Here is a 14283-nt window from a genome sequence, read left to right as displayed (position 1 = left end):
CCCTGTGTCAGCATTTGGCCAGATTCTCGACCCGCATCCGGCCATGGCGCTGCAGCTCGGCGATACCGTTCCCGATTTCACCCAGGACTCCCAGCTGGGATCCATCAACCTCTACGACTTCGCCGCCGACAGCTGGGTGGTGTTGTTCTCCCACCCCGCGGACTACACCCCGGTCTGCACCACGGAGCTGGGTGAAGTGTCGCGCCTGCGCCCCGAATGGGAGAAGCGCAACGTGAAAACCATCGCCCTGAGCGTTGATTCTGCGGAGAGCCACAAGGGCTGGATCGGCGACATCAACGAGACCCAGAACACCACCGTCGACTATCCGATCCTGGCGGATGCCGACAAGAAGGTGAGCGATCTCTACGGGATGATCCACCCCAATTCGCTCAACAACCTCACGGTGCGGTCGGTGTTCATCATCGACCCCAACAAGAAGCTGCGCCTGCAGATCACCTATCCCGCCAGCACCGGCCGGAACTTCGATGAGATCCTGCGGGTGATCGACTCCCTGCAGCTCACCGACCACCACTCCGTGGCGACTCCGGTGAACTGGAAGGACGGCCAGGACTGTGTGGTGGTGCCCTCCATCCCCACCGACGAGGCCCGCAACAAGTTCCCCAAAGGGGTCACCGAGATCAAGCCCTACCTGCGCATGACACCCCAGCCCAACAAGTGAGCCCCGGCGGCTCTCTTACTGCCCCCTGGCCTGTGGCCAGGGGGCTTTTTCATGGCCCATGGCCGCCGTGCATGGAGCCTTTATAACCAGCCCAAGCGGGCGGATCGTGATGCGGGTTCTGGGGCTGATGAGCGGCACAAGTGCCGATGGCATCGACGCGGTACTGGCCGACTTCCAAGGGGCACCGCAACGGCCCCGCTGGCGCCTGCTGGCCCGTGGAGCCACGCCCTATCCAGCCGACCTGCGGGCACGGCTGATCGCCACGGGCCAGGGAGTGCCGATCAGCGCCGCCGAGATGATCGAACTGGGGGAGGCCCTCACCGAAGTGCAGGCCGCGGCGGCCCACAGCTGTGATCCCAAGGGCCGGGCCGAACTGGTGGGCTGCCATGGCCAAACCCTGTGGCATCGCCCCCCCAGCGGCGAACGCCGTGGGAGCAGCTGGCAACTGCTGCAGGGGCCCCTGCTGGCAGCGCTGCTGCAGCGGCCGGTGATCTTCGACTTTCGCGCCGCCGACCTGGCCCTCGGGGGCCAGGGGGCGCCCCTGGTGCCGGCGGCCGACGCGGCCCTGCTACCCGCCATCGGCGGCTGGCGCGCCCTACTCAACCTGGGGGGAATCGCCAACCTCACCCTGCTGCCGCCCGCCAGCGGTCCCGACCGGCAGGCCGCGGTGCTGGGCTGGGACTGCGGGCCAGCCAACACCCTGCTGGACCTGGCCGTGCAACGCTTCAGCGAAGGCAGCCTGAACTTCGATGCCGATGGCCAATGGGCCCGGCGGGGCCAGAGCCATGGGGCCCTGATCACGCGATGGCTACAGGAGCCCTACATCCAGCAGAGGCCGCCCAAGTCCACCGGACGGGAGCTGTTCGGCCGGACGGACCTGGAGCGCCGCCTCGGCGATCTGGAGCAGGCCGCAACGGCGGCGGGACAGCCTCTGGAGCCTGCCGATGCCCTGGCGACCCTCACCGACTTCAGCGCAGCGGTGATTGCCCACGACCTGGCCCAGGCGCCACCGGCCCTGGAAGTGCTGGTGGCCGGCGGGGGTGCTCGCAACGGGCTGCTGATGGAGCACCTGCGCCGGCGTTGCCGAGGCCTGTGGGTGCGTTCTCTCGCGGAGCTGGGCATTGGTGACAGCGACCGCGAGGCCCTGGCCTTCGCCCTGCTGGCCTGGTGGCACAACTGCGGCCACCCCGGCTCCCTGCCTTCGGTCACCGGAGCCAGCCGGCCAGCCGTGCTTGGCGTACGGGCGGAGCCGCCGGGGCGCTCCGCCCACAAGGGCGGCTCAAAACCTACAAAACGCAAGCAAGCGCGGTAGCACTGCTGCAGCCAGCGGCTCCCATGCATAGCGTTCGGGACAGCGCGATGGCTCGCCGTGATGGAGAACAGCAACACCTCTGCGCTCTATGAGCGCATCCGGGCCGACCACGCTCTGACCCAGGAGTTGTTTCGCCAGGCCCTGCAGGACCCCTCAGGCACCCTCGACCGCATCTGCGACCTGGGCAGCACCTGGGGCCTGCCCGTGAGCCGCGAGGCGGTGAAGCTCTACCTCGCCAGCATCGACGACCCCGACACCAAACAATGGCTGCTCAAGGCCAGGGGTGGCCTCTAGGGACGTGCGTGCGGGGAGCTGGCGCGGACGACGGTCTTCGCCCATCCAGCTGAAGAACAGCAGGTAGCTCACGATGGCCAGGCCGGCCGCCACCACCACGGCTGCCAACTGCTCGAGACGCTTGACCATGGCGCTCCGGTGATGCAGCTCACGGAACAGTTTGCCGGCCAAGGGGGATGATGCAGGGCAGATCGGGCTCCAGAGCCCAGACCGGCGCCCCTTAAGTCATACCCCCCTGTGCTTCGCCTCGAACGCGTCTCCAAGATTTATCCCACCGGTGAGGTGCTGCGCGACATCACCTGGGAGGTGAAACCAGGGGACCGCATCGGCCTGGTGGGCGTCAATGGCGCTGGCAAGTCCACCCAGATGCGGATCATCGCCGGGCTCGAGGAGCCCACCAGCGGCCTGGTGGTGAAACAAGGCGACCCTCGCATCGTTTACCTGCAGCAGGAATTTGATGTGGACGTGCGCCGCAGCGTGCGCCAAGAGCTCTTTCAGGCCTTCGGCGAGGCGGCCGCGGTGCTCAACCGCCAGCGCGAGGTGGAAGAGGAGATGGCCAGCGAGAAGGCGGCCGCCGATGCCGACCATCTCGATGAACTGATCCACGAACTCGGTCGGCTGCATAGCCGCTTCGAATCGCTGCACGGCTATGAGCTCGAGGCCCGGATCGACAAACTGCTACCCACGATCGGCTTCACCCCCGAAGGTGCCGAACTGCTGGTGGGCGACTACTCCGGCGGCTGGCAGATGCGGATCGCCCTGGGCAAGATCCTGCTCCAGGAACCCGACCTGCTGCTCCTGGACGAACCCACCAACCACCTGGATGTGGAAACCATCCAGTGGCTGGAGGGCTATCTCTGCAGCCAGACCGTGCCGCTGGTGGTGATCAGCCACGACCGGGCCTTCCTGGACCGGGTGTGCAACCAGATCGTGGAGACGGAGCGAGGCGTGTCGCGCTGCTACCTCGGCAATTACAGCCAACACCTGGAGCAGAAGGCCCTCGAGCGCGAGGCGGGACAGGCAGCCTTCGAGCGCCAGCAGAAGGAACTCGCCACCCAACAGGCTTACATCGACCGCTTCCGCGCCAGCGCCACCCGCTCCACCCAGGCCAAGAGCCGCGAAAAACTTCTCGACAAGGTGGAGCGGATTGAGGCCCCGATCGAGACGGTGGGCGGGCCCCGCTTCCAGTTCCCACCGGCACCGCGCAGCGGTCGCCAAATCGCGGTGATGGAAAACCTCACCCACAGCTACGGCGACAAGCTCCTCTTCCTGGAGGCCAACCTCGAGGTGGAGCGGGGCGACCGCATCGCCTTCGTGGGCCCGAACGGTGCCGGCAAGTCCACCCTGCTACGGCTGGTCATGGGAACGGAGAGCCCGGACGAGGGCAGCGCCCGACTGGGCGAACACAACGTGATTGCTGGCTACTTCGAGCAGAACCAGGCCGAGGCCCTGGATCTGTCCAAAACCGTGATCGACACCCTGTTTGAAGCGGTGCCCGACTGGACCCAGACCCAGGTGCGTTCGCTGCTGGGCAGCTTCTGCTTCAGCAACGACGCCGTGTTCAAGGAGGTTGGCAAGCTCAGCGGCGGAGAGAAAGCTCGCCTGGCCCTGGCCCTGATGCTGCTCAGCCCCTGCAACCTGCTGGTGCTGGATGAGCCCACCAACCACCTCGACATCCCGGCCAAGCAGATGCTCGAAGACGCCCTAATGGACTACGAAGGAGCCGCCCTCGTGGTGAGCCACGACCGCTATTTCGTGTCGCGGGTTGCCAACAAGATCGTGGAACTACGCGAGGGCGAACTGGTGCTCTACCGCGGCGACTACGCCTACTACGTCGAGAAGAAAGCCGAAGAGGCCGCCGAGGCCGAAGCCGCTCGACTGGAGGCGGAGCAGCAGGCCAAGCGCAAGGCCAATCGCGAGCGACAGAAGGCCAAGGACGCTGCGCGAAAAGCCGCGGCCTGACAGGGCTTCAGCCAAGCCGCCACATACAACTTCACATATCCGTAGGCAAGAGAACTCATTCTTGTTTGCCCCTTGGTTTGATGTGCATAAGCTGACATCAATCCCCTCGCAACGAGGCCCCATGGGCGCTTCAGCTGGATATTCGTCTGAGCCCTCTGGCGCCGGCCGGGGCACGACCTTTGACGGGAGCACGCAGCGCCCAGGCACCCAGGGGCACCTGGGCGGCGATGCGGTGAACACCTATTTCGAGTGCATCACCTCCTGCTCCGTGGACGACGGCGAGTGCGTGACCCGCTGCGTGGAGACCCTCCGCGAGGAGGGCTGAGCAGCCCCGGCGCCAAGGGCGACAACAGGACCACGGCCAGCAACGGCTGACAGACCCCCTAGCCTTGTTGCAACAGATACGCGATGGCTGGAAACATTTCTTAGCCTGGATGCGGTCCCGATGATCCATCGCGTCTGCCGTCATGTCCGAACCGCTCGCCCTCAGCCTCGGCCAGCAATTTGAGCTGGAGCGCATGAACCGGGCCATCGAATCCACCGCCGACCTACAGACCCTGCAGGGACTGGCCAAGGAACTGCTCCTGGCCTGGCACAGTCAGAAAGCCGCCACCCAATGGGTGATGCGCCAGCAACTGGATGGCCCACCCTGGGTTGGCCTGCCCTCCAGTGGCCTACCTGGGCACCAGGGATGAAAGCTCCACAGGGGTGACCTGCAGGGTGACGGCCTGGCCACCCCGCTGCACCACCAGCGCCATCGGATTGCCCACGCCGTTGCGCTCCACCAGTTGGGTCAACTGGGCAGGGCTCTTCACAACCTGACCCGCCGAGGCCGTGATCACATCACCGGGCTTGAGCCCGGCCCGTGCGGCCGGCCCGCCTGGCATCACGCTGCGCACCTGGGCCCCTGCTGCCGTGGCCCCACTGGCATCACGGGCAGGCTCGAGCCCAACCCCAATCATGGCGTGGCTCACAAGGCCGGTGGCCACCAGTTGCTGGGCGATCGTGCGGGCACGGTTGATGGGAATGGCAAAACCCAACCCAGCCCCTGGGCCCGACCGCACCAGGGTGTTGATCCCCACCACCTCACCGCCGGCATCCAGCAAGGGACCTCCGGAGTTACCGGGGTTGATCGCGGCATCCGTCTGGATCAGCTCCAGCCGCTTGTCGGTGATACCGAGCTTGGCCGCATTGCGGTTCAGGCTGCTCACAATTCCGAGCGTCACGGTGTTGTCGAGGCCAAAGGGGTTCCCCACGGCAATCACCCAATCACCCACCTGCAGGGCATCGGAATTCCCCAGCCGGGCAACTGGCCAAGGGCCACCGCCCTCGAGACGCACCACCGCCAGATCGGTGACGGGATCACTGCCCACCACCTTGCCCTCCACGCGCCGGCCATCCGGGAGTCCCACCACAACACGGCTGCTCTTCTCCACCACATGGGCATTGGTGATCAGCAGGCCCGTGGGGTCGTAGATGAGGCCGCTGCCCTGGCCCCGCTCCGTGCGCTGCGATGGCGGCATCGGGGCCTGTCCCCCCCGGGGCAGGCCAAAGAACTGGCGCAGCAAGGGATCCATGAAGGGCAACTGCTGCAAGCCGCCCTGGCCGGGCACCACCACGGTGCGCTCGGTGTCGATCGTGACCACCGCCGGGCCCGCGCGGCGCACGGCCTCCGCCACGAAGGACTGGCGCGCCAGGGCCCCGCTGGCCGGGGACTGCTGCGCCCAGGCGGTTGGGAGCAGGACGGGGCCGGCCACGGTGACGGCCAGAGCCGAGGCCAAAGCCAGGGGGAACACGCGCACAGGGGGGACTGCCATGGCGACAGAACCAGGAAGGGTCTTGACCGTAACCACGGTCTGCGGGAGCAGGAAGACCCGGACTGGGTGGGTTTTCACGCCAGTAGGTGCTGCAGGCTCCGCTGTGGGGAGCGATGATGGATCCAGAAGGTGCGCCGGGCTGCTCTGGCCCCGCTGTCCATGCCTGTTCTGCTCGCCAAACTGTTGCCGCTCGCCTACGGGGTCTGCTTCCTTGCCCTGCTGTGGCAGGCCTTTCGCGTGATGAGCAAAGGGTTCAGCGCCGTGCCACGGCCGGGCGATCAGCCCCAGGCCCCCCAGGGTGATCGCACCGGCCGGCTCACGATCCATCCCGAGCTGCTGGATGCGGACGGGCAACTCACCCGCGACGACCTACTCACTGTTCGATTCAGTGGCGACAACGAACAGCCCGCCTTGCCGAACGACCCCACCTGAAGCCGCCCGGGCCCGCCAGCTGGTACAACCGTTGCGTGGATGTGGAAACCGGCGGAGTCTGAGCGTGGATCAAAGAACCCGAATCGTTGCGGCGGTGCTCAAGGGCCTCAAGCTGCCCCCCCGTTTTCAGCTGAAGCTCGTGAAGGAAGATCCCATTCGCCTTGAGCTGGTGCTCACACCGGCTTACGGCAAGGATCCCATCCTTGTAGGCCTGGTGGAATCCCAGGATCTGGTGGCTCGCCGCGACCGGGAGGGGCGCATCCCCCGCGACCTCCAGGGCACCTGGGACTGGACCGTGCGTCACGGAAAGGTGAGCACCGGTGGCTGGAATCCCTATTTGAAGGAAGCCCTTCAGACGATGTTCGAAACGGGCCTGCCCGCCATCGTCTACGAAGAAACCACCGGTGAGGTGTACCACCCCGTCGATGGCGCCCGCCACGTCCGCTGAGCTGCCGATTGAACCGCTGCTGCCCGCCCTGGTGCAGCAGCTGCCGGCCGGCGCCACCCTGCTGTTGCAGGCCCCTCCTGGGGCGGGCAAAACCACCCGGGTTCCGCTGGCCCTGAGGGCAGCCCTGGAGGCCAGCCATGGCGCCGATCACGGCCGCATCCTGATGCTGGAGCCCCGGCGCCTTGCCGCCAAAGCCGCGGCAGAACGCCTGGCGGCAGGCCTCGGTGAGGCCGTGGGGGAGCGGGTTGGCTACCGGGTGCGAATGGAATCGCGGGTATCGGCGGCCACCCGGATCGAGGTGCTTACCGATGGCCTGTTCCTCAGGCGACTCCAGGCCGATCCCTCCCTCGAGGGCGTGGCCTGCGTGATCTTCGATGAGTTCCACGAGCGCCGCAGCGAGGCCGACCTGGCCCTGGCCCTGTTGCGGGAGGCCCGCACCCTGCTGGCACCGGACCTGAGGCTGCTGGTGATGTCGGCCACGCTCAACCTGCAGCCCCTGGCCGAACAGCTCCCGGAAGCCGGGCTGCTCACCAGCGAGGGCCGGGCCTATCCGGTGACGGTGAGCCATCAGCCGCCCCGGGAGCGCGAACCCCTGGGCCGTCAGCTGGTGCGGGCCCTCGAGAGTCATTGGCTCGACCAGCGCCACGACGCCGAAACGGTGCTCGTGTTTCTGCCTGGGCAGCGGGAGATCCAGCAGTGCCTGCAGGCCATCAGCGCGACCGCCTGGGGCGGTGAGCTGGAGCTGTGCCCACTCCATGGCAACCTGCCGCTGGCCGCCCAGAGCCGCGCCATCAGCCCCGCTCTCCATGGCGCCGGCAAGGTGGTGCTCGCCACCGCCATCGCCGAGAGCTCGCTCACGATCGAGGGGGTCACCCTGGTGATCGACAGCGGCCTGAGCCGCCGCAGCCGCTTCGATCCCAGCAGTGGCATGGACAGCCTGGTGACGCAACCCGCCAGCCTGGCCAGCGCCGAGCAACGGGCAGGACGCGCCGGACGCCTGGCTCCCGGCCGTTGCGTGCGGCTCTGGAGTCCGGCCGAACAGCAACGCCGACCCGCCTTTGACCCACCGGAACTGCTGGAGGCCGATCCCACCCCCCTGGTGCTGCAGCTGGCCCAGTGGGGCGCCGGCCTCGGGGAGCAGCTGCCCTGGCTGGAGCCTCCGCCACGGTCCAGCCTGCTGGAGGGCCAGGAGCTGCTGCGCCAGCTGAGGGCGGTGGATACCGCCGGCACGCTCACGGCCCATGGACGGGCCATGGCAGGCCTGGGGCTGCATCCACGCCTGGCCCATCTGCTCCTACGGGCACGGGCACTGGGGGCGGAACCCCTGGGCTGTGCCCTGGCAGCCCTACTCAGTGAACGGGACCCCCTCAATCCCCAGGAAGCCGGCGCCGACCTGGGCCACCGCCTGGACTGGTTGCAGCAGCCGGGGCGCGATCCACGCCGCCAGCAACTGCAACAACTGCAACAACAGCTGCTGCGACAGCTCGAGGCCGTACCGCGACCCAAGCCAACCGCAGAATCCCAGCAAGATCCGATGCTGGCGGCCGAGCTCCTCGCCCATGCCTTTCCTGAGCGGGTGGCCCTGGCCCGCGAGGGCCACCCTGGCCGCTACCTCACCCGCGGCGGCCGTGGAGCCCACCTGCATGCGAGCGATCCCCTGCAGGCCTGCGGGGCCCTCGCCATCGCCACTGCGGATGGCGCCGGCAGCGATTGCCGGATCCAGCTAGCCCTGCCCCTACATCGCAGCAGCCTGGAGGCTCTGGCGGCGGAATCGGGCTATCAAAAGGCCCTGGTGAGCTGGGATGCTCAGCAGCAACGGGTCCGCAGCGACCAGGAGTGGCGTCTAGGCGCTCTCGTGCTGGAGCGGCGCCCCTGGCCCGAGGCGCCCGCTGCAGCGGTGCGCGCGGCGCTGCTGGAGGGGCTGGCGCTGATGGGCCTGGAGGCCCTGCCCTGGAACCCGTCCAGTCGGCAACTCCAGCGTCGCCTCTGCCTGGCCCAGGAGCACCTGGGCGATCCCTGGCCTGACCGCAGCGACCAGGTGCTCCTGGCCGATCCCGAGAGCTGGCTGCAGGATCAGCTCGACGGCCTGCGCAGCCGCGCAGACCTGCAAACCCTCGATCTGCAGGAAGCCCTCTGGAGCGGTCTAGCCTGGGACTGCCGGCTGCAACTGGAGCATCTGCTGCCAAACAGCCTGCTGATCCCCTCCGGCCGCCAAGCCCGGATTGACTACGACACAGGCCGCCCCGTGCTCGCCGTGAAGCTGCAGGAGATGTTCGGTGCCACCACCACGCCCACCGTGCTGGAGGGCCGCCTGCCCATCACGGTGGAACTGCTCTCACCGGCGGGCCGCCCGGCCGCTATCACCCAGGACCTCGCCGGGTTCTGGAGTGGGGGCTACCGCCAGGTGCGCCGCGAACTGCGAGGACGCTACCCGCGCCATCCCTGGCCCGAGGATCCCAGCCAGGCGATCGCCACCGCCCTCACCAAGCGCCGGCTCCAACAGGATCAATCCCAGAGGTGATCAAAGCCGAAGTGGCGTAACCCCTCGGCGATCCCCGCACAGCCCTCCGCCTCGGCGCGGTACACCGATGGCAGTCGCGGCAGATGCTCCAGCAACGCGGCCTCGGCATTGCCCACCATCACCCCCTGCAAGCCGGTCTCGAACATGGCCAGGTCGTTGAGGGTGTCACCGGCCGTGACCACACAGCGGGATTCCACCTCCAGCCACGTCAGCAGGGCCAGCAGGGTACTGCCCTTGTTCACCCCCGCCGGGAGCACATCGAAATAACGACTGTCGGAGAGCACGCAATCGGCTCCGGCGGCCTGGAGCTGAGGAATCACCCCGTGGTCAAACAGCTCCAGATCCACGTAGTAAGCCAATCGGCGGTTGGAACTCACCGGCTGCAGCGACAATCCGGTCTGATGGGCCAACAAGGGGGCCAATCGCTCGGGCAAGCCCTGCCAGCGCTGCTCGATTGGATCGACGGCCAGCGGGACCGGTGCAAGCGAGGCCCCACAGGCCACGGTGCAACCCACATCACCAATCACCAGGTGAGGGGCCCGCAGGCCGATCGGTTCGTCCTCCTGCAGAACCCGGGCAATCGACGCGAGATCACGGCCCGTACAGAACACATGCAGCACCCGCTCACGCTGCTCCGCCAGCCAGCGGTAGAAGCGACGACGCTCCGGGGTAGAGCCGCCCAGCAGGGTCCCATCCAGGTCGGTGACCAGCACCAGTTCTGGCGCCTCGGGCAGGGGAGCCGAGAGCTGACGCTGCAGCTGCTGGCGAGGACTGGCGATGGGGCCAACAGTCGCGGATGCTCCTACCTCACCAGGCTTCCGCAGACCTGTCAACGTCCCTCCACACTGGAGACCAAGCGCGAACCCTTCGGCAGATCCGCGGCAACTGTCAAGAAACCGCTAGCTATCGTTACGGTTGTGAGGCCGTCGCCTTGACTTCCGTGTCTGACTCCCCCCGCTTCGGCTTCGTAACCTTCGCCGAAACCTGGAACGGCCGCCTGGCCATGCTGGGATTTGTGATCGGCCTGGGCACGGAGCTACTCACCGGCCAAAGCATCCTCGGACAACTCGGCCTGGGCTGAAGGGCCTCCGCCCGCAGCTCCCCATCGGAGTGTTTTTTCATGGTTCAGACTGGACAGACGTCTGGCCTGTCCCTGCTCTGGCACCGCTCTACGCCAAGAATCGCCGTGATGGCGCCCGTCTGCTCAGCAGCGCTCTCGTGATCACGAGCATCGCCCTGATGAGGATCGATCACACCATCGGCCTGGTGATCGCGATCCTTGGCACGGCGGTGTGCCTCTACTGGTGGCGCTGCTACCAAACCCTTGAACGCTGAACCGGGCCTGCCGCGCTACAGCGTTTCAGAGCTGAACCAGGCGATTGGATCGCTGCTGGAGCGGGGCTTTGCCCCCCGTTTTCTGCTGGAGGCCACAGTTTCAAGGCCCCAGCTGAAGAAGGGACACCTGTGGCTCACCCTGGTGGATGAACAGGCGTCTGTGTCTGCGGTTGTGTGGGCGTCTCAGCTGAGCAAGCTGTCGCACCAACCCAGCGAAGGCGATGGCGTCACCGTGGTGGGCAAGCTCAATTTCTGGGCTACCCGAGCCAGCCTCTGCGTTCAGGTCCTCGACCTGCGCCCCAGCCTCAGTGCAGTGCTGCGCCGGTTCGAGCAGGTGCGCCAGCAGCTCGAGCCGGAAGGCCTCTTTGCCCCGGAACACAAGCGATCCCTGCCGGCAATGCCAGAGGCCATCGCCCTGCTCACCAGTGCTCCCAGCTCGGCCCTGGCGGACATGTTGCGCACCGCTGCCGAACGCTGGCCGGCCACCCGCATCCATGTGGTACCCATCCCCGTCCAGGGGCCGGTGGAGGCCGCCATTCAGGCGCGCCTGGCCCAGGTGATCGCCGCAGCTCCGCATCTCGGCATCGAGGCGATCGTGCTGGCACGGGGCGGCGGCAGTCGGGAGGATCTGGCCGTGTTCGATAGCGAAGAGCTCGCCCGCGACCTGGCAACCTGCCCTCTGCCCGTCGTGACTGGCTTGGGTCATGAGGACGACACCACCATTGCCGATCTGGTGGCCGACTACCGAGCCGCCACCCCTACCGCGGCGATCGTGGCCCTCGTACCAGACCGCCAGGCCATCCAGCAGCGGCTGGCTCAGGAGCGATCCCTCGTGAAGCAGGTGGTGATCCTGCGGCTGGAGCGCGAGCGCCAACGGTTGAGCAGCCTGCGAGAGCGGCTGGACTTGCAGCATCCAACCCTGGTGCTGCAACGTCTGCGACACGACCTGCAGCATCGCTTGGCGCTGCTGCAGGCCCTATCCCCTGAGCATCTGCTGCAGCGGGGGTTCGCTCTGGTACGCACCGCCACTGGGGAACTGGTGCGCTCAGCGCAACAGGTGACACCGGGGGACGCGCTGAGCATCCAGCTGGCGGAAGGCCAGCTCGAGGTGGAAGTGAAGCAACATCACCCTCAACAGGCAGGCTGAGGCCATGAGTGACCCCACCCCCAAAAGCACCAAAAGCCGCTCGCGCAAGGTCCAGCCGCCAGCCGCCAGCACTACGCCGGAGTGGCTGGCCGATATCCAGAATCTGAGCTTTCAGGACGCCCACACGGCCCTGCAGCTGGCCATGGCCCAACTGCAGGCGAGCAACCTCGATGTGGAACAGATGGCGGGCCTCTATCAACGGGCCCGCGCCTATGCAGACCACTGCGAAGCCGTGCTGGCTCGGGTGGAACAGGACGTGATCGAATGGGGCAGCGAACCACCAAAAGAGAGCGCCTGACCATGCCCCGCCCCTGGCTTGCCTGGCTGTATCTCGCCCTCGCCGTAGCCGGAGGGGTGCTGCCCTGGATGGCCAATCTGGATTACATGCGGGCCTACGGCTCGAGCTTCGATATCAGCCAATTCGTGCAGCTCGCCAACGCCAATCCAGCGGCCCAATCCCTCTCGCGCGACCTGCTGATCGGCGCTTCGGCCATCACCATCTGGATGGTGGTGGAGAGCCGGCGGCTGCAGATGCGGCATCTCTGGGTGGTGCTCCTGAGCTCAGTGACCATCGCCTTTGCCTTTGCCGCCCCCTTGTTTCTGTTCCTAAGGGAGCGGAGGCTGATCGAACTGGAGCAGCAAGGCTGAGCCTTAGCGCTCCTCATCCACTGGCGTCACCACCACGTCGATCACGGCATCACTGGCGGGCTGTTCTCTGAAATCCTCTGGCGGGAAGCCAGTCTGTGGCTGATCCAGCACGGCCCCACACGCCGGACAAATAGCCGCACCAAAACTGGGAGTTCCACAAGCCGCACAGGTGACCATGCGGCGCTTGAGGATTTGCCAGGCCAACAGACCCGCGCCTGCCAGCAGCAGCGGACCGAGCACCACCAGGAGTGTCACCCCTTCCAACAGGTCGACAGCGAAGCGACCGGCCAGCCCGGGCGCCAAGAGCACAAAGGCCCCGATCGTGATCCATAGCCAGGGGATGCGGCGCTCCATCACAGCTTGAAGCGGGCGTCACGCTCCATCCAGCGCTCAAGCGCCGCCAGAGCGTCCAAGCCGGCCCACCCCAGCAACAGGCTGGCCGGCATTGGCCGAACAGAACGCGTGAGTTCTCCCAAATGCATGGCGCGGCAGATGTTCATCCTGCTTGCTTACCTGGCCCTGGGCCCAGGGCAGTAGGTGCGGATCGCCCCCCATAGGGAGCACGGCTGAGCACCACACTCACTGCCATGCCGTAGTACACCACAAGGGCCACGAGCCACACCCACAGGGTCAACACCAACACGGCACCAATCACGCCATAGGCCTGGAAACGAGCCCCCAGGGTGATCAAACTGCGCCCAACAGCCAGGTTGAGGGCGGTGAGAGCCCCCCCCACCAACAAAGCACCCGGCAGCAATGGAGCTGTGGGGACCGGTCTTGTGGGCAACAGGCGCAGTAGGGCATAGGACAGGCTGCAGGCGATCAACAGCGAAAGCATCAGATCGAGCAACAACGGCAGCGGCAGCCAGACATCAAAGGGTTGGGGCAACCAGCGCTGGAGCAGGAGCTTCCAACTGCCAGGCCCCATCATCCGAAGGTTGGTGGTGAGCTGATCGAGAACGACAAAGAAACCGATCAACAGCACCAACCCAAACGACTCAAGCCGCGCCCGAATGAAACGCTGTACCACGCGAATCCAGGGGATCTCCTGGGGTGGCATGGGCCTGAATCCCCAGAGTCGATCAGCCCCACGCTGAAGACTGAGATAGGCATTGGTGGCCGTGACGAGCAGAAACACAACACCCACCAAGCCTGCTCCTGCCCCTTGGCGGTAGAGCTTGATCAGGGTGGAGCTCACCAGCGGTAGCACCGATGGCGGCAGAAATTGCTCTGCCAGATTGAGCAGATTATCCGTCAACCCGTCCACACGGCCAAGAATGCGGCTGGCCACGCCAAGGGCAATCAGCAGAATCGGGAACAGGGACTGGAGGCTGTGATAGGCAAAAGCGGCACTCAGATCAACACAATCCTCCCGGTCCCAGAGCCGATAGGCACGCCAAAACAGCTTGACCAGTCCGCGAATGCGCAACCGACGACCTCTGCGGATCTGCGTCACTCAGCCGTCCGGTGGATTGGTCTGACACTAGTCAGACGGCGAAAGGAGCTCAAGGGGAGAGGGATGTGTCAGCAACAAAAAAGCCACCCCTAGGGGTGGCTTTTTTATCTCTCCAGCAGCAGGCTTCAAGCCAGTACTACTGGTAAAGGGCTGACACACTGGTCAGCGGAGCAAATGTTTTACCTGGCATCGAGCTATTTTCTCAGGGGGCTACCCCCCAAATATCGTCGCC

18 protein-coding genes are annotated in these 14283 nt (G+C 66.3%); 13 read left to right on the top strand and 5 right to left on the bottom strand.

The features are described from left to right. Nucleotides 1-43: 43 nt before the first annotated feature. The 6 genes from KBZ14_RS10905 to KBZ14_RS10880 all read left to right on the top strand — a co-directional run bounded on the left by KBZ14_RS10905 (nucleotide 44) and on the right by KBZ14_RS10880 (nucleotide 4942). On the top strand, nucleotides 44-679 hold the full coding sequence (locus KBZ14_RS10905; RefSeq protein WP_255118359.1) for a peroxiredoxin: 636 nt from the start codon (nucleotides 44-46) through the stop codon (nucleotides 677-679). Nucleotides 680-788: 109 nt separating this feature from the next. Next, on the top strand, nucleotides 789-1991 hold the full coding sequence (locus KBZ14_RS10900) for an anhydro-N-acetylmuramic acid kinase (RefSeq protein ID WP_255118437.1): 1203 nt from the start codon (nucleotides 789-791) through the stop codon (nucleotides 1989-1991). A 60-nt stretch (nucleotides 1992-2051) separates the two neighbouring features. Next, the gene (locus KBZ14_RS15945; RefSeq protein WP_255118358.1) at nucleotides 2052-2285 is read left to right on the top strand and encodes a DUF8665 family protein; all 234 of its coding nucleotides are present in this window, start codon (nucleotides 2052-2054) and stop codon (nucleotides 2283-2285) included. Between the two features lie 237 nt (nucleotides 2286-2522). Then, nucleotides 2523-4247, top strand: a complete 1725-nt coding sequence (locus tag KBZ14_RS10890) for an ABC-F family ATP-binding cassette domain-containing protein (RefSeq protein WP_315856146.1) — start codon at nucleotides 2523-2525, stop codon at nucleotides 4245-4247. Between the two features lie 121 nt (nucleotides 4248-4368). After that, nucleotides 4369-4572: a hypothetical protein gene (locus KBZ14_RS10885; RefSeq protein ID WP_255118444.1), complete on the top strand. Its 204-nt coding sequence runs from the start codon at nucleotides 4369-4371 to the stop codon at nucleotides 4570-4572. Nucleotides 4573-4714: 142 nt separating this feature from the next. Further along, nucleotides 4715-4942 carry a hypothetical protein gene (locus KBZ14_RS10880; RefSeq protein WP_255118357.1) on the top strand — a complete coding sequence of 76 codons (228 nt, stop codon included), beginning with the start codon at nucleotides 4715-4717 and terminating at the stop codon, nucleotides 4940-4942. Here KBZ14_RS10880 and KBZ14_RS10875 read toward each other — a convergent pair. Then, entirely contained in the window at nucleotides 4922-6064 is a 1143-nt protein-coding gene (locus KBZ14_RS10875) for a trypsin-like peptidase domain-containing protein (protein WP_255118356.1), read from the bottom strand. The two genes, KBZ14_RS10880 and KBZ14_RS10875, sit on opposite strands and share 21 nt — an antisense overlap. Before the next feature lie 159 nt (nucleotides 6065-6223). Between KBZ14_RS10875 and KBZ14_RS10870 the strand changes: the two genes are divergently transcribed. The 3 genes from KBZ14_RS10870 (at nucleotide 6224) to hrpB (ending at nucleotide 9465) form a co-directional block, all read left to right on the top strand. Next, nucleotides 6224-6496, top strand: a complete 273-nt coding sequence (locus tag KBZ14_RS10870) for a DUF2973 domain-containing protein (protein WP_255118355.1) — start codon at nucleotides 6224-6226, stop codon at nucleotides 6494-6496. Between the two features lie 64 nt (nucleotides 6497-6560). After that, a complete protein-coding gene (locus KBZ14_RS10865) occupies nucleotides 6561-6944 on the top strand; it encodes a DUF8663 family protein (RefSeq protein WP_255118354.1) in 384 nt (127 codons plus the stop codon). Next, nucleotides 6922-9465 carry an ATP-dependent helicase HrpB gene (gene hrpB, locus KBZ14_RS10860; RefSeq protein WP_255118353.1) on the top strand — a complete coding sequence of 848 codons (2544 nt, stop codon included), beginning with the start codon at nucleotides 6922-6924 and terminating at the stop codon, nucleotides 9463-9465. The genes KBZ14_RS10865 and hrpB overlap by 23 nt, the downstream gene beginning before the upstream one ends. Here the strand turns inward: hrpB and KBZ14_RS10855 are convergent. Continuing rightward, nucleotides 9450-10298 carry an HAD family hydrolase gene (locus KBZ14_RS10855; protein WP_255118352.1) on the bottom strand — a complete coding sequence of 283 codons (849 nt, stop codon included), beginning with the start codon at nucleotides 10296-10298 and terminating at the stop codon, nucleotides 9450-9452. The two genes, hrpB and KBZ14_RS10855, sit on opposite strands and share 16 nt — an antisense overlap. A gap of 107 nt (nucleotides 10299-10405) precedes the next feature. Between KBZ14_RS10855 and KBZ14_RS10850 the strand changes: the two genes are divergently transcribed. The 4 genes from KBZ14_RS10850 (at nucleotide 10406) to KBZ14_RS10835 (ending at nucleotide 12595) form a co-directional block, all read left to right on the top strand. Next, nucleotides 10406-10546, top strand: coding sequence for a chlorophyll a/b-binding protein (locus KBZ14_RS10850; RefSeq protein WP_255118435.1), 141 nt, complete (start codon nucleotides 10406-10408; stop codon nucleotides 10544-10546). Nucleotides 10547-10789: 243 nt separating this feature from the next. Then, nucleotides 10790-11947 carry an exodeoxyribonuclease VII large subunit gene (gene xseA / locus KBZ14_RS10845; protein WP_255118351.1) on the top strand — a complete coding sequence of 386 codons (1158 nt, stop codon included), beginning with the start codon at nucleotides 10790-10792 and terminating at the stop codon, nucleotides 11945-11947. A gap of 4 nt (nucleotides 11948-11951) precedes the next feature. Beyond that, complete coding sequence (xseB, locus tag KBZ14_RS10840) at nucleotides 11952-12245, top strand: exodeoxyribonuclease VII small subunit (RefSeq protein WP_255118350.1); 294 nt, start codon at nucleotides 11952-11954, stop codon at nucleotides 12243-12245. A gap of 2 nt (nucleotides 12246-12247) precedes the next feature. Continuing rightward, nucleotides 12248-12595, top strand: coding sequence for a DUF2834 domain-containing protein (locus KBZ14_RS10835; protein WP_255118349.1), 348 nt, complete (start codon nucleotides 12248-12250; stop codon nucleotides 12593-12595). Between the two features lie 3 nt (nucleotides 12596-12598). Here the strand turns inward: KBZ14_RS10835 and KBZ14_RS10830 are convergent, their stop codons facing one another. Genes KBZ14_RS10830 through KBZ14_RS10820 form a run of 3 tightly spaced genes read right to left on the bottom strand, consistent with a single transcriptional unit; the run spans nucleotide 12599 to nucleotide 14051 of the window. Further along, complete coding sequence (locus KBZ14_RS10830) at nucleotides 12599-12949, bottom strand: zinc ribbon domain-containing protein (protein WP_255118348.1); 351 nt, start codon at nucleotides 12947-12949, stop codon at nucleotides 12599-12601. Next, nucleotides 12949-13095: a hypothetical protein gene (locus KBZ14_RS10825; RefSeq protein ID WP_255118347.1), complete on the bottom strand. Its 147-nt coding sequence runs from the start codon at nucleotides 13093-13095 to the stop codon at nucleotides 12949-12951. The genes KBZ14_RS10830 and KBZ14_RS10825 overlap by 1 nt, the downstream gene beginning before the upstream one ends. Further along, nucleotides 13092-14051, bottom strand: a complete 960-nt coding sequence (locus KBZ14_RS10820) for a YihY/virulence factor BrkB family protein (protein ID WP_255118346.1) — start codon at nucleotides 14049-14051, stop codon at nucleotides 13092-13094. The genes KBZ14_RS10825 and KBZ14_RS10820 overlap by 4 nt, the downstream gene beginning before the upstream one ends. Nucleotides 14052-14283 lie beyond the last annotated feature (232 nt).

This window comes from Synechococcus sp. HJ21-Hayes (genome assembly GCF_024345835.1).
In the GTDB taxonomy this organism is placed as follows: domain Bacteria; phylum Cyanobacteriota; class Cyanobacteriia; order PCC-6307; family Cyanobiaceae; genus Vulcanococcus.
This window is presented reverse-complemented; position numbering and strand designations above follow the sequence as displayed.